Raw genomic sequence first — 19,082 nt, 5'->3', positions numbered from 1 at the left:
TCACGGATGGCCGACGGGGGTGAACTGGTCAAGGCCACCGAGCGGTTGCTCGAGGGCAGGCACGGGAGGCTGGGGGCGACCGCGTTGCGGGCGGCCCTGGTCGACCTCTACGAATTCTGGTTGGGCAAGGGCGCTTCGGCGGCCGGCGTCGACACCGCTGAACCCGGTGTCGCGCTGGCCGCCGTCGGCGGCCTGGGGCGCAGCGAGCTGGTGCCCTTCTCCGATCTCGATCTTTTGTTGCTGCACAACGGAAACTCGCGGGTCGGCGCGATCGCCGACGCGATCTGGTATCCGTTGTGGGACGCCAAGATCGGTCTCGATCACTCGGTGCGCACCCCGGGTGAGGCGCTGAAGGTGGCCTCCGAGGATCTGCGGACCGCGATGGGGCTGCTCGACATCCGCCACATCTCCGGGGACGCCGAGATCACCGCCAGGCTGGCGGCCGCGGCGAGGGACCAGTGGCGGCGGACCGCCCGGAAACGGATGGACGAACTGTCGGACGCGGTGCGTCAGCGCTGGGCCCGCAGTGGCGAGATCGCGCAGTCCGCCGAGCCGGATCTCAAGCACGGCCGGGGCGGGCTTCGTGACTTCGCCGTCCTGGAAGCGCTTGCGGCGGCACAGCTGACGGCGAGACCCGGCGAGGAACTGCTGGCGGCGAAGAGCCTGCTGCTCGACGTCCGGACCGAACTGCGCCGGGAACTCCGCCGGGAACGGGACATCCTCAGCGCTCCGGAGGCCGAGACGGTCGCGGGCGAGCTCGGGTTCGGCGACCGGTTCACCTTGGCGCGCAAGCTTTCCGGTGTCGGCAGGACGATCGCGTACGCGGTGGACGTCGCGCTCCGGTCCACTGTGGAACCGCCGAAGGCGCGGTTCGGGCGGCGGCCGGTACGGACGCCGCTCGACGAGGGTGTCGTCCTGCACGGGAGCGAGGTCGCGCTGGCGCGGGACGCGGTGCCCGCCAAGGATCCCGCCCTGCTGCTGCGGGTGGCCGCGGCGTCGGCGCGGATCCGGAAACCCATCGCGCATGGGACCCTACGGGCGCTCGCCGACACCGCGCCCGAACTGCGTGCGCCGTGGCCGGCCGACGCCCTCAAGGCGCTGGTGGAACTACTCGGCGCCGGTGAGGGACTCGTCGACGCCGTGGAGGCGCTGGACCGCACCGGCCTGTGGGCGCGCCTGTTCCCCGAATGGGGCGCGGTGCGGGATCTTCCGCCGAGATCGCCGGTGCATTCCTGGACCGTCGACCGGCATCTCGTGCGGGCCGCGGTCGAGGCGTCGAAACTGACGACCACCGTTTCGCGGCCGGACCTGCTGCTGATCGGCGCGCTGCTGCACGACATCGGCAAGGGCCGCGACACGGACCATTCCGAACTCGGCGCGAAGATCAGCGCACAGGTGGCGGCCCGGCTCGGGCTGCCGGAGGCGGACGCGGCACTGGTCGCGGCGATGGTCCGGCATCACCTGCTGCTGCCGCACACCGCGACGCGGCGGGACATCAGCGATCCCGCCACGATCCAGCGCGTGACGAAGACGCTCGACGACAACCTCGTCCTGCTGGAACTGCTGCACGCCCTGACGACGGCCGATTCGCTGGCCACCGGGCCCGGCGTGTGGACCGACTGGAAGGCGCGCCTGCTCGCCGAACTCGTCTCCGGTTGCGAAGAAGCCTTGCACGGCAAGGGTTTTGTGCCGCCGGAGCCGATGGGCGCCGAACAGCGGGAGCTCGTCGCGGAGGCCGTCGCGTCCGGCCGTGGCGAGGTGCGCATCACCTCCGCGGGCAAGGTCGTGACCGTGGTGCTGGCGGTCCCGGCCCGTGCGGAACTGCTGGCGCCCGCGGCCGGCGTGCTCGCGCTGAACTCGCTCGAGGTCCACGCGGCGGTGCTGCGCGGGCACGACGGGGGACGGGCGGGAGTCTTCACGGCGTCGCCGAAGTTCGGCTCGCTGCCCGACGTCACCCTGTTGCGTGAGCAGTTCGCGCGGGCGGTGGCCGGGACGCTGCCGCTCACCCAGCGGCTCGCGGCGAAGGAACGGGACTACGGCGGAGGGGAGACGCCGTCCGCGGGAGCGAAGGTGATCTGGTTCGACGACGAGACCAGCGGGCACGACACGGTCGTGGTCGAACTACGGGCCGCGAACCGGATCGGGCTGCTGTACCGGGTCGCGGGCGCGCTGCGCCGGTGCGAGGCCGAGGTGCGCTGGGCGAAGGTGGCCACGCTCGGTGGCGCCGTCGTCGACTCGTTCGCCGTCGCGCCGCGGGCGGGCCGCGTCGACCAGGAGTGGCGGTCGAGGATCGAAGCCGCGCTGCTTGCGGCCGCTTCCTGAGCCCGCGGGCCGGGAACGGGGTGTCGCGCGAATCGCGGAGGGTAGCGGTGGCAGGATGTGCGCGGTCGAGACCCGAAGGAGCCGGAGGGGCGGTGAGCACGTGCTCGACCACGAGCAGGACTCGCCCGGACCGCAGCGGATCACGCTTCCGCCGACGGTCGTGGCCTCCCATCTCCGTGCGTGCGCGGACGATCTCGCCGTCTCCCTCACCGCGTCCGGTACCGCCGCGACCGTGCCCGAGCTGCTCAAAGTGGTCCGGCACCTCGTCGCGGGGCAGCAGGCCCTCGCCATCGCGCTCGAAGGCATGGCGGGCCGGGTCGAAGGGGGAGGCGGAGGCGCCTTGGCCACCGCCCCGATGGTCGACGTCGAGGTCGTCGCCGAAGTGCTCCGTGCGGCGGCCACCGCTGTCGACTGTTCGGCCGAGGCACTCGCCGAATCGCGTCCCTCGTTCGAATGTGTGAGCGAATCAGTCGCCCCTGACACCCGTTTGTAGCTGTCCCGCCCCTTCGGCGCGTGGATACGCTGACCAGGCGGAGGTGGGCCATGCGAGCGGTGTGGAAAGGCACGATCGGATTCGGGACCTACGCCATTCCGGTGAAGGCGTACAGCGCGACCGAAGAGCACAACGTCCCCCTCCACCAGGTGCACGAGCCCGACGGCGGCCGGGTGCGGGTCAAGTGGGTCTGCGAGGTCGACGGCGCGGAGGTGCCCGCGCCCGAGATCGCCAAGGGATATCCCGTCCCCAACGGCGACGTCGTCCTGCTGACCGCCGGGGATTTCGCGTCGCTGCTCCCGCCGACCACCCAGTCGATGGACGTCGTCGGCTTCACCCCCGCCGAGCAGGTCGACCCGATGTACTTCGCGCGCAGCTACTACCTCGAGCCGGAGCCTGCCGGTACCAAGCCGTACGTGCTGTTGAGCGAGGCGCTGCAGCAGTCCGGGCGGATCGCGATCGTGAAGGTGACCTTGCGGCAACGCGAAACGCTGGGCGCCCTGCGCGTGCGGGACCAGGTGATCCTGCTCGAGACGATGCTGTGGCCCGACGAGATCCGGCGGCCCGACTTCCCGTTCCTGCACGAGGACGTCGACCTGCGGCGCGGTGAACTGCGGAACGCGGTTTCGCTGATCGAGGACCTCACCCGGGATTTCGACCCCGGCCGGTACACCGATCACTACCGCGAGGCGCTCGAAGCGCTCATCCAGGCCAAACTGGACGGCGATGACGTCCTTCGGCCGACCGCCGCCGAGCAGTCCGAAGGCGTGACGCGGTTGCTGGCGGCGTTGCAGCAGGGCCCGGTCGAGAAAGCCCAGGAAGCGGCGGACAAGGCGCGCGAGGCGCGGACGCGGGCGAAGCGGGCTTCGTCGTCGGCGTCGTCGGCCAAGACCAGTTGAGTAGATCTACTCAGGGGGAGTTGGGGGTCTTCACGCTGCCGTGACCCCAGGGGGACCGGGCATGGTTATGTCATCGCGCGGAGAGAGCGCGGGCAGCGAATCGCCTGGTACTGGGGGTCCGGCGATACCGAGTCCCGCGAAGCTCGCCAAGTGTGCTTACGGTCGGCTCGCGGGGAGGCGAGCCTTCCGTAGGGGCTCCGGTACCGGTCTGCGAGGGGCGATCGGTCCCGGAGCCCTCTTTTTTGCGCTAGAAAGGCGAGTGTGATGAATCCATGGGGCGATTGTCAGATCGACGAGTGTGCCGCTATCCGCTTCGGCGACTTCGATCGTTGCCTTGCTCATCTGGAACCAGGCGATCTGGATGCAGCTCTGGCTGGACTCAAGCCTGGCGACGACGTCGACCTGCGCGCGACCGTGCTGTCGAAGGAGCTGGTCGGTCGCTTGCTGCGTGCCGTGCGAAACACAGATGCACGACCGAGCTTCGGCCGTGCCGATTTCACTCTCGCTCGCTTCCCTGATAAGCGCACGGATTTCAATGATGCCGTCTTCGCTTCGGTCACCTTCAATGACGTGATCTTCAGTGATCACCTCAACTTCGAGGGAGTCGACTTCGGGCAGTTCTGCTCCTTCGTGGGAGCGCAATTCTCCGCGAACACGAGCTTTGTGCAGTCCCGGTTTGGCGAACTTCTCGTTCGTCATGCGAAGTTCGGACCGGTTCAATTTCGAGATGTGGTTTTCGAAGGCCCAGCTCTCTTCACTGAGGAAACAGAATTCGCCGGCCCGGCAAATTTCGCGGGGGCCACTTTCGCCGGGCCGGTCGAGTTTCAGCGGACAAGGTTCGCCAGTGGCGCCTGGTTCACCGAGGCAAGATTCCATACTGATCCGGGTTTCGACACCGTACGATTCGAGGGAGATTCCAGCTTTGCGGGGGCGGAGTTCGAGCGAACGGAACGAATCGGACCTCTGCTGGCTCGCGACCTGAGCTTCTCGCGCGCCGTTTTCCAGAAGCGGGTGATTGTCGAAGCGGTGGCTACCACGTTGAACTGTGCCGAGGCCACTTTCCGCGAAGGGAGCACCCTGGCGCTGCGCGGTGGCGAGATCGATCTCGAGCGGGCGGTGTTCGGCAAGCCTTCAACAGTCAGTGCCGCCGACCGGCCGTTCTTCGTGGATGAGCCGTCTGCGGCGATGCTCAAACCGAGTCTGTTGTCGATCCGCGGCGTGGATGTCGCGGATCTCGTGCTCACGGACATCGACCTCGCGGGCTGTCTTTTCGCCGGCGCGCACCATCTGGACAAGCTTCGTATCGAAGGCGACTGCGAGTCCGGCACCTTGAGACGGCGGCAGGCCCTCGCCGAGGAACGCGCCTGGCGTGCCGACAGAACCGCGCCCGTCGGCCCCCGCCGCATCGTCGATCTCTACCGCCAGCTCCGCAAGGCGCAGGAAGACAGCAAGAACGAACCCGGCGCCGCTGACTTCTACTACGGCGAGATGGAGATGCGCCGCCACAGCCCGGCCACCCCGTGGTCCGAGCGCGTCATCCTTCACCTCTACTGGCTCGTCTCCGGCTACGGCCTTCGCGCTCTACGAGCCCTGGCGACTCTCGCCGTCCTCATCGCTCTAGTCACCGTCGGGTTCTGGCTAGGCGGCTTCAAGACCACGCCAGCCTTCGGTGACACCTTGATCTACGTCGCCCAAAGCACCGTTTCGCTCGAAACGAAACTGGCGTCGCTGCCAAAGGACCTGACGCCGCTCGGAGAGGTCCTGCGGCTGGTCACACGCGTTCTCGGGCCGCTGCTGCTCGGCCTGACCCTGCTGGCCGTGCGCAACCGCGTCAAACGCTGACCTCGGACACCGACTACCCTGGAAAGCCGCCGGTCCGTACCGGCACGCCACAACGACCCAGCTGGAGCGTGCACACCCGTGTTCGACACCCTCTCCGATCGGCTCACGTCCGCCCTGCAGACGCTGTCTCGCAAGGGCAGGCTCTCCGACGCCGACATCGACGCCACCGCGCGAGAGATCCGTATCGCGCTGCTCGAGGCGGATGTCGCGCTGTCCGTGGTCAAGGACTTCATCGCCCGGATCAAGGAGCGCGCCAAGGGCGCCGAGGTGCACGGCGCGCTGAACCCGGCGCAGCAGGTCATCAAGATCGTCAACGAGGAACTCGTCACCATCCTGGGCGGCGAGACCAGGCGGCTCACGTTCGCGAAGAACCCGCCGACGGTCATCATGCTCGCGGGTCTGCAGGGTGCCGGTAAGACGACGCTCGCGGGCAAGCTCGCGATGTGGCTGAAGAAGCAGGGCCACGCGCCGATGCTGGTCGCGTGTGACCTTCAGCGCCCCAACGCGGTCACGCAGCTGCAGGTCGTCGGTGAGCGGGCCGGGGTCGCGGTCTTCGCGCCCGAGCCGGGCAACGGCGTCGGCGACCCGGTCGACGTCGCCCGCCGCGCCATCGACGAGGCCAAACGCGCGCAGCACGACATCGTCCTGGTCGACACCGCCGGCCGTCTCGGCGTCGACGAAGAGCTGATGAAGCAGGCCGCGGACATCCGCGACGCCGTTTCGCCCGACGAGACGCTGTTCGTCGTCGACGCGATGATCGGTCAGGACGCGGTCACCACGGCCGAGGCGTTCCGCGACGGTGTCGGCTTCACCGGTGTCGTGCTCACCAAGCTCGACGGTGACGCCCGCGGTGGTGCCGCGCTGTCGGTCCGCCAGGTCACCGGCCAGCCGATCCTGTTCGCCTCCAACGGTGAGAAGCTCGAGGACTTCGACCTCTTCCACCCGGACCGGATGGCCAGCCGCATCCTCGGCATGGGCGACGTGCTCAGCCTCATCGAGCAGGCCGAAGAGCATTTCGACCAGGAGAAGGCCGAGCAGACCGCGGCCAAGCTCGGCAGCGGCCAGCTCACCCTCGAAGACTTCCTCGAGCAGATGCTCGCGGTCCGCAAGATGGGCCCGATCGGCAACCTGCTCGGCATGCTGCCCGGCGCCGGGCAGATGAAGGACCAGCTCGCGCAGGTCGACGACAAACAGCTCGACAAGCTGCAGGCGATCATCCGCGGGATGACCCCCGCCGAGCGGGCCGATCCGAAGATCATCAACGCCTCGCGCCGCGTCCGGATCTCCAAGGGCTCCGGCGTCGCCGTCCGCGACGTCAACGACCTGGTCAACCGGTTCTTCGAAGCGCGCAAGATGATGGCGCAGATGGCGGGCCGGTTCGGCTTCGGCGGCGGAGGCGGCGGCAGCAAGAACCGCAAGGGCAAGAAGGGGAAGAAGGGCAAGGGGCGCGGCCCGACGCAGCCCAAGGTCCGCGGTGGGTTCCCCGGCGGCATGCCGATGCTGCCTCCGGGCGGAATGCCCGGCGCCGGCGGCGGGATGCCCGACCTCTCCCAGCTCGGTGGCATGAACGACGTACCCGGGTTCGACCCGAAGAAGTTCAAGCTGCCGAAGGACAAATAGCCCGTGGAGGCGCTGCACCTGGCCGGCGTCGTCCTGCCGGACGGCGAGCACCGCGAGCTGTGGGTCACCGGCGGCCGGATCACCACCGAACCGGTTGCCGGAGCGGAAACCGTTGTCCGGGAAGGCTTTCTGGTTCCCGGTCTGGTCGACGCGCACTGTCACCCCGGGATCGGGGTCGGCGGCGCGACCACCCTGGAAGAGGCCGCCGAACAGGCGATCACCGATCGCGACGCCGGGACGCTGCTGATCCGCGACTGCGGCCTGCCGATCGACGTCCGGCCGTTGCAGGAGCGGGCCGACCTGCCGCGGATCATCCGCGCCGGACGGCATCTCGCCCTGCGCAAGCGCTACATCCCCGGCCTCGGCATCGAACTCGAAGACCCTTCCGAGCTGCCGAAGGCGGTCGCCGAGCAAGCGCGTGACGGCGACGGCTGGGTCAAACTCGTCGGCGACTGGATCGACCGCGGAGCCGGCGATCTCGCGCCGCTCTGGCCCGACGACGTCCTCGCCGAGGCCATCGCCGCCGCGCACGCCGAGGGCGCCAAGGTGACGGCGCACGTGTTCGGCCAGGCCGCGTTGCCCGGCCTGATCGACGCGGGGATCGACTGCCTCGAACACGGCACCGAACTCTCGGCGGACCAGCTTGGCGTCCTCGCCGAACGCGGGATCGCGCTCGTGCCGACCCTGATCAACATCGAGAACTTCCCGGGTATCGCGGACAAGGCGGGCAAATACCCGGTGTACGCCGACCACATGCGGGCGCTGCACGCCGGCGTGGGGGAGATGGTCTCGACGGCGATCGAGGCGGGCGTCGCGGTGTACGCGGGAAGCGACGCGGGCGGCATGGTCGAGCACGGCAGGCTCGTCGACGAGATCGAGGCCTTGCACAAGGCGGGCATGTCCGCGGAGCAGGCGCTGGCTTCGGCTTCGTGGGCGGCCCGCGAATGGCTCGGCGTGCCGGGAATCGTCGACGGCGCTTCGGCCGATCTGCTCGTCTACCCGTCCGATCCGCGTGAGGATCTCACGGTGCTGCGGCATCCGAGCCATATCGTCCTGCGTGGCAAGATCTACGCCTGACCCGACTCCACCGGTGACCGGAGCGGCACTTAGCGTGGAGGCGTGGTGGACGACGGGCAGGCTCGCGAGCGTTTGGTGCTCGGAGCGCACTGGGGCTTCGTAGCGTTCTTCGCGGGCATCGCCGGATACCACCTCGTCACGCTCGTCATGAGCTTCGTGATGTCAGGCCGTTTCGGCGGCTACGACCCGCTCGAACTCCGTGACGTCGGCCCGCTGCTGATCCTCGCGTTCCTGCCCACCCTCGTGCTCGGCCTCGGCCCCGCGGTCGGCTCACGTGTTTGGGGGCAAGGGCTCCGCACGGACTTCGGGCTCAAGCCCACCTGGCGCGACGTCCGGATCGGGCTCGCCTGCGGGGCGGCCGCGCTCGCGGCCGGCTACCTCCTCAACCTGCTCCTGCTCGCCGTCTACGGGACCGACAGCGACGACAGGACCTTCTCCGACGTCTCGCCCGGCCCGATCACCGAGTTGTCGGGCACCACCGGCGGCGACACGATCTGGCTGGTGCTGGCCGCGGTCATCGTCGTCTTCGCAGCTCCGGTCACCGAAGAACTGCTCTTCCGCGGCACGCTGTGGAACGCCATGGGCTTCCACCGTCTGCCCTCGTGGGTGATCCTGCTGGTCACCGCGCTGGTGTTCGCCCAGTTGCACGGCGAGGCAGCGCGCACGATCGCGTTGTTCGGCCAGGGCATCGCCATCGGCCTCGCCCGTTATCTCTCCGGCCGGGTCAGCGCGTCCGTCATCGCGCACGCGGCCAACAACCTCCCACCGGCTGTATTGCTCTTCGCGGCGAGGTGATCGCCGGTCAAGGCGGTTAGAGTCTTTGAGTAACCGAACGATCACCGGAGGATCGGCGTGACCGTATCTCAGCCCAGGGAGCCGATCCCCGAGGCAGCGCCGCCGGATGACCTACCTGCCGGAGGTGAGGTGGCCGCGCCCGACACGCCACCGCCGCATCGCTGGGGATTCGGGGCCTTCCTTTTGGTGGAAGCCGTCCTGCTGGCGTCGGCGGCGTTCATCAGCGTCCTGCTCGGCGACGTCCAGCCCGGTCAGCCCCTGCCGATGCGCATGGTGCTGCTGGGCACCATGGTGCCGACGATGATCGCCGCCGGGGTCGCGCTGCTGATCACCCGCCTGCGTGGCAACGGTCCGTTCACCGACCTGCGGATCGGCTGGAGCTGGGCCGACGTCAAGGTCGGCCTCAAACTCGGCGTGCTGGGGCTCGGGTTCACCTCGCTCGCCGCCTACATCTGGACACAGGCCGTCGGCAACGAGAACGCGACCTCGGCGATCAGCGCGCTCGTGGAGGACCGGCGGATGTCGGTCTCGGCGGCCGTCGTCATGTTCATCTACCTGTGGCTGGTCGGGCCGATCTGCGAGGAGATCATCTACCGCGGTCTCCTGTGGGGCGCGGTGGAACGGCTCACCTGGCGCACCGAACGCTGGGGGAGGATCGCGGCGTTCCTGGTCTCCACGGCCGTTTTCGCGGCGAGCCACCTCGAACCGCTGCGCACCACGTTGCTGCTGGTGATCGCGATCCCGATCGGGCTGGCCAGGGTGTTCACCGGGCGGCTGCTCGGCAGCGTGGTCGCCCATCAGGTGAACAACTTCCTCCCGGCCGTCACCATCCTGCTCGCCTCGCTCGGGATAGCCGCGTTCTGACGCCCGGCCGGCGTCTGGCAGAATGTACGCTTGCCTGCTTTGGCCGGACCCTCTCACCGCGCCCGAGCTCACCCTTCGGGTGTGCGCAGCCGTGTCCCCACTCGGCTGGCGTGCGCCTTCCACATGCATCAGAGAGAACTGAGGAGTACCCACACCCGTGGCCGTCAAGATCAAGCTGCAGCGTCTCGGCAAGATCCGTGCGCCGTACTACCGCATCATCGTCGCCGACGCGCGCACCCGCCGTGATGGCAAGGCCATCGAGACGATCGGCAAGTACCACCCCAAGGAAGAGCCGAGCTTCATCGAGGTCGACACCGAGCGGGCCCAGCACTGGCTGTCCGTCGGTGCCCAGCCGACCGAGCCGGTCCAGCGCATCCTCGAGATCACCGGTGACTGGCAGAAGTTCAAGGGCCTGCCGGGCGCCGAGGGCACCCTGAAGGTCGCCGAGCCGAAGCCGTCGAAGCAGGACCTGTTCAACGCCGCGCTCGCCGCCGCCGGCGACTCGGCCTCCGCCGAGGCCACCACGCCGAAGAAGAAGTCCGCTCCGAAGAAGGCCGAAGCCGACAAGGCCGAGGCCGCCGAGGGTGACAAGGCCGAGGCGTGAGCTTCCTCGCTGATTCCCTCGAGCACCTGGTGCGCGGGATCGTCGACAACCCGGACGAGGTCCGGGTCGAGCTGCTGACCACGCGTCGTGGCCGCACGCTCGAGGTGCACGTGCACCCCGACGATCTCGGCAAGGTGATCGGCCGGGGCGGTCGTACCGCGACCGCCCTGCGCACCGTCATGGGCGGCATCGGTGGCCGCGGCGTCCGGGTGGACGTCGTCGACACCGATCGCTGACCAAGGACACAACGGGATGGACGTCGTAGTAGGCCGGATCGCCAAGGCGCACGGAATCCGCGGGGAACTCGCGGTGGACGTGCGCACGGACTCGCCGGAACAGCGGTTCGCGGTCGGTTCGGCCGTCACGACGAAGCTGCGTGACGGCAGCAGCAGAAACCTCACCATCGCAGCCGCCCGCGAACACAGCGGGCGGCTGCTGGTGCGTTTCGAAGAGGTGCTGACCAGGGACGTCGCGGAGACCCTCCGCGGCGCGCTGCTGATCGCCGACACCTCGACGCTGCCGCCGACCGAAGACCCCGACGAGTTCTACGACCATGAACTCGAAGGCCTGCGGGCCGAACTCACCGACGGCACGGTCGTCGGCAAGGTGCTCGAAATCGTGCACTCGCCCGCCGGTGAGCTGCTGTCGATCGAGCACGACGGACGCGAGGTGCTGGTGCCGTTCGTGAAGGCGATCGTCCCGGCGGTCGACGTCCCGGGCGGCCGTGTGGTCATCGACCCGCCGGAAGGCCTGCTGGACGCCTGATGCGCCTCGACGTAGTCACGATCTTCCCCGAATACCTCGATCCGCTCCGCGCCGCGCTGCTCGGGCGCGCGATCGACCGCGGCCTCATCGAGGTCGGCGTGCACGACCTGCGGGACTGGACGCACGACGTCCACCGCGCCGTCGACGACGCGCCGTACGGCGGCGGGCCCGGCATGGTGATGAAACCGCAGATCTGGGGCCCCGCCCTGGACGACGTCTGCGGCGAGAACACCCGCCTCGTGGTCCCGACCCCCGCCGGGCGGCCGTTCACCCAGGCCATGGCCCACCAGTACGCCGCCGAGGAGCACCTCGTGTTCGCGTGCGGCCGCTACGAGGGCATCGACCAGCGGGTGATCGACGACGCCGCGAAGCGGATGCCCGTCGACGAGGTCTCCATCGGCGACTACGTGCTGGTCGGCGGCGAGGCCGCGGTACTGGTGATGGTCGAGGCCGTCGTCCGGCTGCTGCCCGGAGTCCTCGGCAACGCCCGCTCCGCCGAAGAGGACTCGTTCTCCGACGGGCTACTCGAAGGCCCCAGCTACACCCGGCCGGAGGTCTGGCGGGACCTGGCCGTACCGGACGTCCTGCGCTCGGGAAACCACGCGCTGATCGACCGCTGGCGCCGCGACCAGGCGCTGGAACGCACCGTGCGGCGCAGGCCCGAACTGATCGGGCGACTGCCGGACGGTAGTCTCGACAAGCACGATCTCGCCGTCCTCGAGCGGTTGCACGAGGACACCGGCCAGGCCGGGTCGAACGCCTGAGACCTGGTCTGCAATACTTGACAGGTTGGCGTGAGTGGACGCGCGGCTTCGCAGCCGGCGCCGTACACCGGAACGCCATCAGCCCCCGGGTAGGTCGCAGTGCCCGACACTGCGCGCCCAAGCTGCACGTAAGCCATACGAAGACGAGGACGGACCACCGATGAACACCCTGGACGCGCTGGACGCGCAGTCACTGCGTTCCGACATCCCGGACTTCCGACCGGGCGACACGCTCAAGGTTCACGTCCGCGTCATCGAGGGCAACCGCGAGCGTAACCAGATCTTCCAGGGCGTCGTGCTGCGTCGCCAGGGCGGCGGCATCCGCGAGACCTTCACGGTCCGCAAGGTGTCGTTCGGCATCGGCGTGGAGCGCACCTTCCCGGTGCACTCGCCGAACATCGCCGAGGTCGAGGTCTTCAAGCGCGGCGACGTCCGCCGGGCGAAGCTCTACTACCTCCGCGAGCTGCGCGGCAAGGCCGCCAAGATCAAGGAACGCCGCGAAAACCGCGAGACGACCTCCGCCAAGTAGGTAGCCGCACGGTTACAGGTAACCTGGCGTCGTGGTCGAACCCGTGTCCCAGAACACCTCCGAAGACGAGCCCGATCGCCCCGACGAGGAGCGCCCTACCAGGGCCTCCCGACGGGGCCGATCCGGATCCAAGAAATTCGGCAAGGTCAACAAGAAGCGGTCGTTCTGGAAGGAACTGCCGATCCTGATCGTCGTGGCACTCGTGCTGACGATCTTGATCCAGCAGTTCCTCGCCAAGGTCTACATGATCCCTTCGGGGTCGATGGAGACCACGTTGCACGGCTGCGCGGGATGCACGGGCGACCGGATCCTGGTCGACCGGATCACGTACGACTTCACCGATCCCGGCCCGGGCGACGTGGTGGTCTTCAAGGGACCGCCCGCGTGGGTCGGCGAGATCGACACGCCGGAGTCCAGCAACATCTTCGTCACCGGATTCCGCACGCTGGGTTCCCTGATCGGGTTCGCGCCGCCGGACGAGCGTGACTTCGTCAAGCGGATCATCGCGACCGCCGGGCAGACGGTGCAGTGCTGCGACCCGCAGAACCGGGTGATCGTGGACGGCAAGGCGCTCGACGAGCCGTACATCCACTGGGAACCGGGTTCCAACGTGGACGAGAGCGGCAAGCCCGTCCAGGACACGTTCGCTCCGGTCAAGGTGCCTGCCGGCTATGTCTGGGTGATGGGCGACAACCGCAACAACTCGAGCGACTCACGGCGCCAGGGCGGCGGCGGGGTCAACGGCGCGATCCCGGTCGAGAACATCATCGGGAAGGCGCGGATCATCGTGCTCCCGCCCGGCCGCTGGGGTGGCGTTTCGGACCACAACCCGCAGGCGAACGCCCAGCCGCTGGCGCTCAGCGCGCCCGCCTGGCAGCAGGGGCTTCCCCTCGGCGTCGGTATCGCCTCGGCGTGGCCCGTGCTCTTCCTCGGCAGGCGGATGACGGCCGGAGTGCGCAAGGCGGTCGACCGGAGGCGGTAAGGCCTTGAGATTTCCTGTACCGCTCACACCGGCCGAGCCGCTTCGGCCGCCGCGGGCAGTGGTGCGTGGTGACCTCTTCTGGGGGTTGCAGGGTGCGCTGGACCGGCGGGGCCTCGGGCCCGTCGCCGGAGTCGACGAGGCAGGGCGCGGTGCTTGCGCCGGCCCGCTCGTCGTGGCCGCCTGTGTCCTGCGTCCGGGTGACGCCGCCCGCCTGCCCGAGCTCACCGATTCGAAGGTGCTCACGGCCAAGGCCCGCGACCGGGTGTACGACCGGGTCGTCCAGCGTGCCGTCGACTACTCGGTCATCGTCATCCCGGCGGCCGAGATCGACCTGTTCGGCATCCACGTCATGAACCTCGAAGGCATGCGGCGCGCCGTCTCGGCGCTGCGGAACACGCCCGGCTACGTCCTGACCGACGGATTCCGCGTGTCCGGGCTGCCCGCCCCGAGCGTCCCGGTCCTCAAAGGGGACAAGGCGGTCGCGTGCGTGGCGGCGGCGTCCGTGCTGGCCAAGGTCACCAGGGACCGGATCATGGGCGACCTGCACGACGCCCACCCGCATTACGGTTTCGACGTGCACAAGGGCTACAGCACCACCGACCACAGCGCGGCACTCGACACTCACGGTCCGAGCCCGGTCCATCGCTGGTCGTACACGAACGTGGCCACCGCGGCCGCCGCACATCGCGTGCCACCACCTCATCCGGTGGTGCTGACCGTCGCGGCACTGGAAAACCCGAGCGTGCCGATACGTGCCCTCGGCCCGTACGTGGGTAACAATGAACGCTCCGCCGCTGGAACAGCAGCAAAATCGCGAGGAGGGGCGCGGATTTCATGAGCGCAGAGGATCTCGAGAAGTACGAGACCGAGATGGAGCTCTCGCTTTACCGCGAGTATCGCGACATAGTCGGCCAGTTCTCGTACGTGGTGGAGACCGAGCGGCGGTTCTATCTGGCCAACGCCGTCGACGTGCAGGTGCGCGACGGCGGCGGTGAGGTGTACTTCGAGGTCCGCATGTCCGACGCGTGGGTCTGGGACATGTACCGGCCGGCGCGGTTCGTCAAGCACGTCCGGGTCATCACGTTCAAGGACGTCAACGTCGAAGAACTCGACAAACCGGATCTGCGGCTGCCGGAGGACGGGCCGTTCTCCGGCTGATCTCCGGAACGTCCGTGAAGGCCCCCTTCATCGCTTGAAGGGGGCCTTCGTATCTCCAGGACGCCGTATAGCACAGCCCACCGACGATTCCGCCCGGCGACCTCCCGTGACGGCCGAACCATCCACAACACCCCGGTTGTCCACAGGCGGCGAAATCAGACCTGTCCGCCGCCCCCTCACCCCGGCAGCATTGATCGCACACGCACCGTGACGATCGCTGAGGGGGATCGAGATGACGAGCACGGCCGAACAGCCGTCCACCGGGGCAGCACATATCGAACTGGGCCGATGGGGCGAGGACCTCGCGGTCCGGCATCTGGAAAAGACGGGTTACGTCGTCCTGTGCCGCAATTGGCGTTGCCGTGACGGCGAACTGGATCTCATAGCGACCGATACCAAACGTCTCGTCTTCTGCGAGGTGAAGACGAGGTCCGGGGTGGGGTTCGGCACGCCAGCCGAGGCGGTGACCCCGGACAAGGCGGATCGCATCCGTCGTCTGGCGTACCAGTGGCAGCGTCAGTTCATGCTCCGCTGGTGCCCTGTCCGCTACGACATCATCGCGATCGTCGCCCGGCCCGACGCCAAGCCCAAGGTGCGGCATATCAAGGCGGCGTTCTGAATGGCGCTCGCGAGGGCCTGGTCCGTCGCGTTGCTCGGTGTCGAAGGCCGGATGATCGAGATCGAGGCCGACATCGGCGGCGGCTCGCCGAAGGTGACGATGGTCGGGCTGCCCGACACCGGGCTGAGGGAGGCCAAGGACAGGGTCCGCTCCGCCGTCCGCAATTCGGGGCGGACCTGGCCGGACGAGCGGGTGATCCTCGGTCTCTCGCCGGCGAATCTGCCGAAGGTGGGGTCCGGCTACGACCTGGGGATCGCGGCGGCGATCATGGCCGCGACCGGGTCGGTTCCCGCCACGAAGCTGCTGAACACCGTGCTGCTCGGCGAACTCGCCCTGGACGGCCGGGTGCGAGCGGTCCGTGGGGTCCTGCCTGGACTGCTGGCGGCGCGCAACGCGGGGTACCGGAGGGCCGTCGTTCCCGCCGAGTCGCTGTTCGAAGCCGCTCTCGTGGACGGCTTGGAGGTCGGCGGGGTAGCGCGACTGACCGAATTCGTGGACTGGCTCAAAGGCGAAGGGGAACTCGCCCGCCCCGAGCCGTCCGTCGTCCAGGAGCCGGCGCGGGTCCCCGACCTCGCCGACGTCGTGGGTCAGCCGGAAGCGCGGTGGGCACTGGAGGTGGCCGCGGCGGGCGGGCATCACCTGCTCATGACCGGACCGCCAGGGGTGGGCAAGACGATGCTCGCCAAACGCCTTCCCGGCCTCCTTCCGCGACTGACCACCGAAGAGTCGTTGCAGGTGACAGCCGTTCATTCGATCGACGGTTCCCTGTCGCGGTCCGCGCCGCTCGTCACCGTGCCGCCGTTCGTCGCGCCGCATCATTCGATCAGCGTGCCCGCTCTGATCGGTGGTGGAAGCGGCCTCGCCGTGCCCGGCGCGATCAGCCGGGCGCACCGGGGAATCCTGTTCCTCGACGAGGTGTGCGAATTCGGCCCGGAGCGGCTGGAGTCGTTGCGCACGGTGCTGGAAGAGGGTGAAGTGAGGATCGCGAGGGTCAAGGGTGCCGTGCGGTACCCGGCACGGTTCCAACTGGTGCTGGCGACCAATCCCTGCCCTTGCGCTCCGGCGAAGGACGCCGACTGCACGTGCTCCGCGACCGTGCGGCGGCGCTACTTGAGCCGGCTCTCCGGGCCACTGCTCGATCGGGTGGATTTGCGGGTTCGGCTACGCCCGCTTTCCGCGCTCAGCGCGCACCTGAGCGAGCCGCCCGAAGCGTCGGCGGCCGTCCGGGAGCGAGTGCTGGAGGCGCGCGAACGAGCCGGAAAGCGCTGGGCGGAGCAGGGCTGGCTCACGAACGCGGAGGTGCCGGGCCCGGCGCTGCGCCGCGAGTTCGCGCTGCCGCCGCAGGTCACGGCGTTGCTGGACCGGGCGTTGGAACGGGGCGCGATCACCGCGCGCGGCGCCGATCGCTGCCTTCGCATCGCTTGGACGCTCGCCGATCTGAAGGGCGCCGACAAACCGGAGGCCGACGAGGTCGCGGCCGCCCTGAACTTCCGAGAGAGGTCATCCGGATGAGTGAATTCGACGCCGAGCGCATCGCCCGGTCGTATCTTCTGCGCGTGGCCGAGCCGCCGGCGCCCGCTTTGGCCGATTTCATCGGTGAGCTCGGCCCCGTCGCCGCCGCGGAACGGGTGCGGAGCGCCGAGTGCCCGCCGAAGGTGCGCGACGAGACCGCCGCGCGGCGAGCACACGACTACGCCGAGCGGGATCTGGAGCGAGCCGAGGCGGGCGAGGCCCGTCTCGTCATCCCGGAAGACGACGAATGGCCTGCCTGGCCGTTGCTTTCGCTGGCCGTGGCCCAGCGCAGGGGCGTTTCCGGCGTGGCACCCCCGCCGGCGCTGTGGGTACGCGGCCCCGCGAGACTCGACGAGGCCGTGGACCAGGCGATCGCGATCGTCGGTGCCCGCGCGGCGACCGGGTACGGCGAGCACAACGCGGCCGAGGTGGGCTACCACCTCGCGAGCCGCGGGATCCCGGTGTTCTCGGGGGCGGCGTACGGCATCGACGGCGCGGCGCACCGGGGCGCGTTGAGCGCGGACGGTACGACGGTCGCCTTGCTCGGCTGCGGTGTCGACGTCGGCTATCCGGCCCAGCACGCGACCTTGTTGCGTTCCATCGGGAAGACCGGGGCGGTGGTCAGCGAGTACCCGCCGGGCACCACACCCGCGAGGCATCGCTTCCTCGTCCGGAACAGGCTCATCGCGGCGCTCACGGAAGGGACCGTCGTGGTCGAGGCGGGCAGGCGCAGCGGCGCGCGGAACACCGCGGGGACGGCGGGAGCGCTCGGCAAGGTCGTGATGGCCATGCCGGGACCGGTGTCTTCGGCGATGTCCGCCGGCTGTCACGCGCTGATCCGCGAAGGCGAGGCCACGCTGGTGACCTCGGTCGACGAGATCCTCGAAACGGCGGGACGGTTCGGGGTGGCGGGAGCGGATCCGCCGAAACCGGGCCGTCGCACCGATCGGCTCGGTCCGGAGGCTCTGCGAGTGCACGACGCGCTGTCCGATCGGTCGGCGAGGCAGGTGGAACGGATCGCCGCCGAGTCCGGCGTCCCGGTCGACCGTGTCCGTTCGCTGCTTCCGGCGCTCGAACTCGACGGCTTCGCGGAAAGGGGTGACACAGGGTGGCGAAGACGGGCAGCCAAGACCTGACTGGCCTACCCCTGAGACGCCATCCCGGCACGATCCGACCACGGACACCGCAACAGGGTGCGGCGATACTTGACCATCCGCCGTACATCGCGCAGCGTGATCGGCATGCCGTCGACCGAAGGTGCCCACGGCACGGGGAAACGCGCCCGCAGACCCGATCTGCGCGCCGCCCGTGCCGCGCTGCCGGAGCCTGTCCGGAAGCTGATCGACGACTACGAGCGGCACCTTTCCCTCGAACGGGGGCTGTCCGCGCATACGGTGCGTGCCTACCTCGGCGACGTGGTGTCGCTGATGGGTTTCGTGGACGGGAGCGGCGGCCGGTTCTCCGACCTCGACATCGGGACGCTGCGCGGCTGGCTCGCCCGGCAACGCGAGGAGGGGGCCAGCCGGACGACGCTGGCGAGGCGGGCCGCGGCGGCTCGCACCTTCACCGCGTGGGCCCACCGAGGCGGCGCGCTCGCGTCGGACCCGGGTGGGCGGCTGGTGGCGCCGCGCGCGCATCGCAAGCTTCCCGGGGTCCTCCGTGCGGAGCAGGCCAGCGACGTCATGCGCTTCTCAGCCGCCGGTGCCGAACAGCGCGACCCGGTGGCTTTGAGGGACAGTGCCATCGTGGAACTGCTCTACGCGACCGGTGTGCGGGTCTCGGAACTGTGCGGGCTCGACGTGGGCGACGTCGATTTCTCCCGCCGGGTCGTGCTCGTGCTGGGCAAAGGCGGCAAGGAACGGGTCGTGCCGTTCGGCGTCCCAGCCGAGGCGGCCTTGCGGGCGTGGCTGGACGAGGGCAGGGGAAAGCTCGCCGTCGAAACGAAGGGACCCGCGGAAGCGGCGCTCTTCTTGGGGGCGCGGGGAGGCAGGCTCGATCCGCGGGCGGCCCGCCGGGTCGTCCACGAAGCCGTCGGTTCGGTGCCGGGCGCGAACGACATGGGGCCGCACGGCCTGAGGCATTCCGCGGCCACCCATCTGCTCGAAGGCGGCGCTGATCTTCGAAGCGTTCAGGAACTGCTTGGTCACGCTACGCTGGCCACAACGCAGCTCTACACTCATGTGACCGTCGATCGGCTGAAGGCGATCCACGACCGCGCGCACCCCCGGGCCCGATGA

At 69.3% G+C, this 19,082-nt stretch carries 20 protein-coding genes; all 20 read left to right on the top strand.

What is annotated here, in order from left to right:
- The first annotated feature begins 6 nt into the window (after window positions 1-6).
- The 20 genes from ACFVM3_RS09470 (at window position 7) to ACFVM3_RS09375 (ending at window position 19,082) form a co-directional block, all read left to right on the top strand.
- The gene (locus ACFVM3_RS09470; RefSeq protein ID WP_378437156.1) at window positions 7-2,322 is read left to right on the top strand and encodes a [protein-PII] uridylyltransferase; all 2,316 of its coding nucleotides are present in this window, start codon (window positions 7-9) and stop codon (window positions 2,320-2,322) included.
- 100 nt (window positions 2,323-2,422) lie between these two features.
- Window positions 2,423-2,815, top strand: a complete 393-nt coding sequence (locus ACFVM3_RS09465) for a hypothetical protein (protein WP_378437155.1) — start codon at window positions 2,423-2,425, stop codon at window positions 2,813-2,815.
- Window positions 2,816-2,865: 50 nt separating this feature from the next.
- A complete protein-coding gene (locus tag ACFVM3_RS09460) occupies window positions 2,866-3,714 on the top strand; it encodes a Ku protein (protein WP_378437153.1) in 849 nt (282 codons plus the stop codon).
- A gap of 264 nt (window positions 3,715-3,978) precedes the next feature.
- The gene (locus ACFVM3_RS09455; protein WP_378437151.1) at window positions 3,979-5,556 is read left to right on the top strand and encodes a pentapeptide repeat-containing protein; all 1,578 of its coding nucleotides are present in this window, start codon (window positions 3,979-3,981) and stop codon (window positions 5,554-5,556) included.
- A gap of 78 nt (window positions 5,557-5,634) precedes the next feature.
- On the top strand, window positions 5,635-7,176 hold the full coding sequence (gene ffh, locus ACFVM3_RS09450; protein WP_378437149.1) for a signal recognition particle protein: 1,542 nt from the start codon (window positions 5,635-5,637) through the stop codon (window positions 7,174-7,176).
- A 3-nt stretch (window positions 7,177-7,179) separates the two neighbouring features.
- Entirely contained in the window at window positions 7,180-8,253 is a 1,074-nt protein-coding gene (locus ACFVM3_RS09445) for an amidohydrolase family protein (RefSeq protein ID WP_378437147.1), read from the top strand.
- A 45-nt stretch (window positions 8,254-8,298) separates the two neighbouring features.
- On the top strand, window positions 8,299-9,048 hold the full coding sequence (locus ACFVM3_RS09440) for a CPBP family intramembrane glutamic endopeptidase (protein WP_378437255.1): 750 nt from the start codon (window positions 8,299-8,301) through the stop codon (window positions 9,046-9,048).
- Between the two features lie 57 nt (window positions 9,049-9,105).
- Window positions 9,106-9,912, top strand: coding sequence for a CPBP family intramembrane glutamic endopeptidase (locus ACFVM3_RS09435; RefSeq protein WP_378437145.1), 807 nt, complete (start codon window positions 9,106-9,108; stop codon window positions 9,910-9,912).
- Between the two features lie 157 nt (window positions 9,913-10,069).
- Window positions 10,070-10,516 (top strand): 30S ribosomal protein S16, encoded by a 447-nt coding sequence (gene rpsP / locus ACFVM3_RS09430; protein ID WP_005154724.1) that lies wholly within the window; start codon window positions 10,070-10,072, stop codon window positions 10,514-10,516.
- Window positions 10,513-10,752 carry an RNA-binding protein gene (locus ACFVM3_RS09425; RefSeq protein WP_003103110.1) on the top strand — a complete coding sequence of 80 codons (240 nt, stop codon included), beginning with the start codon at window positions 10,513-10,515 and terminating at the stop codon, window positions 10,750-10,752. Before rpsP ends, ACFVM3_RS09425 begins: the two co-directional genes overlap by 4 nt.
- Before the next feature lie 16 nt (window positions 10,753-10,768).
- Complete coding sequence (rimM, locus tag ACFVM3_RS09420) at window positions 10,769-11,281, top strand: ribosome maturation factor RimM (RefSeq protein ID WP_378437144.1); 513 nt, start codon at window positions 10,769-10,771, stop codon at window positions 11,279-11,281.
- A complete protein-coding gene (gene trmD / locus ACFVM3_RS09415; protein WP_378437142.1) occupies window positions 11,281-12,045 on the top strand; it encodes a tRNA (guanosine(37)-N1)-methyltransferase TrmD in 765 nt (254 codons plus the stop codon). The genes rimM and trmD overlap by 1 nt, the downstream gene beginning before the upstream one ends.
- 160 nt (window positions 12,046-12,205) lie before the next feature.
- Window positions 12,206-12,574 (top strand): 50S ribosomal protein L19, encoded by a 369-nt coding sequence (gene rplS, locus ACFVM3_RS09410; RefSeq protein ID WP_005154717.1) that lies wholly within the window; start codon window positions 12,206-12,208, stop codon window positions 12,572-12,574.
- 31 nt (window positions 12,575-12,605) lie between these two features.
- Entirely contained in the window at window positions 12,606-13,556 is a 951-nt protein-coding gene (gene lepB, locus ACFVM3_RS09405; protein WP_125673190.1) for a signal peptidase I, read from the top strand.
- Between the two features lie 58 nt (window positions 13,557-13,614).
- On the top strand, window positions 13,615-14,394 hold the full coding sequence (locus tag ACFVM3_RS09400) for a ribonuclease HII (protein WP_378437253.1): 780 nt from the start codon (window positions 13,615-13,617) through the stop codon (window positions 14,392-14,394).
- Entirely contained in the window at window positions 14,391-14,714 is a 324-nt protein-coding gene (locus ACFVM3_RS09395; RefSeq protein WP_003096226.1) for a DUF2469 domain-containing protein, read from the top strand. Before ACFVM3_RS09400 ends, ACFVM3_RS09395 begins: the two co-directional genes overlap by 4 nt.
- Before the next feature lie 232 nt (window positions 14,715-14,946).
- Complete coding sequence (locus ACFVM3_RS09390) at window positions 14,947-15,333, top strand: YraN family protein (RefSeq protein ID WP_378437140.1); 387 nt, start codon at window positions 14,947-14,949, stop codon at window positions 15,331-15,333.
- Window positions 15,334-16,845 carry a YifB family Mg chelatase-like AAA ATPase gene (locus tag ACFVM3_RS09385; protein ID WP_378437138.1) on the top strand — a complete coding sequence of 504 codons (1,512 nt, stop codon included), beginning with the start codon at window positions 15,334-15,336 and terminating at the stop codon, window positions 16,843-16,845. It begins immediately after the preceding gene.
- Window positions 16,842-17,981, top strand: coding sequence for a DNA-processing protein DprA (dprA, locus tag ACFVM3_RS09380; RefSeq protein WP_378437136.1), 1,140 nt, complete (start codon window positions 16,842-16,844; stop codon window positions 17,979-17,981). The genes ACFVM3_RS09385 and dprA overlap by 4 nt, the downstream gene beginning before the upstream one ends.
- 105 nt (window positions 17,982-18,086) lie before the next feature.
- Complete coding sequence (locus ACFVM3_RS09375; RefSeq protein ID WP_378437134.1) at window positions 18,087-19,082, top strand: tyrosine recombinase XerC; 996 nt, start codon at window positions 18,087-18,089, stop codon at window positions 19,080-19,082.

Origin of the sequence: Amycolatopsis sp. NPDC057786, assembly GCF_042797905.1 — a bacterium.
Taxonomy (GTDB): Bacteria; Actinomycetota; Actinomycetes; order Mycobacteriales; family Pseudonocardiaceae; genus Amycolatopsis.
The sequence above is the reverse complement of the archived record's forward strand: the minus strand, read 5'-3'. Positions and strand labels throughout refer to the sequence as shown.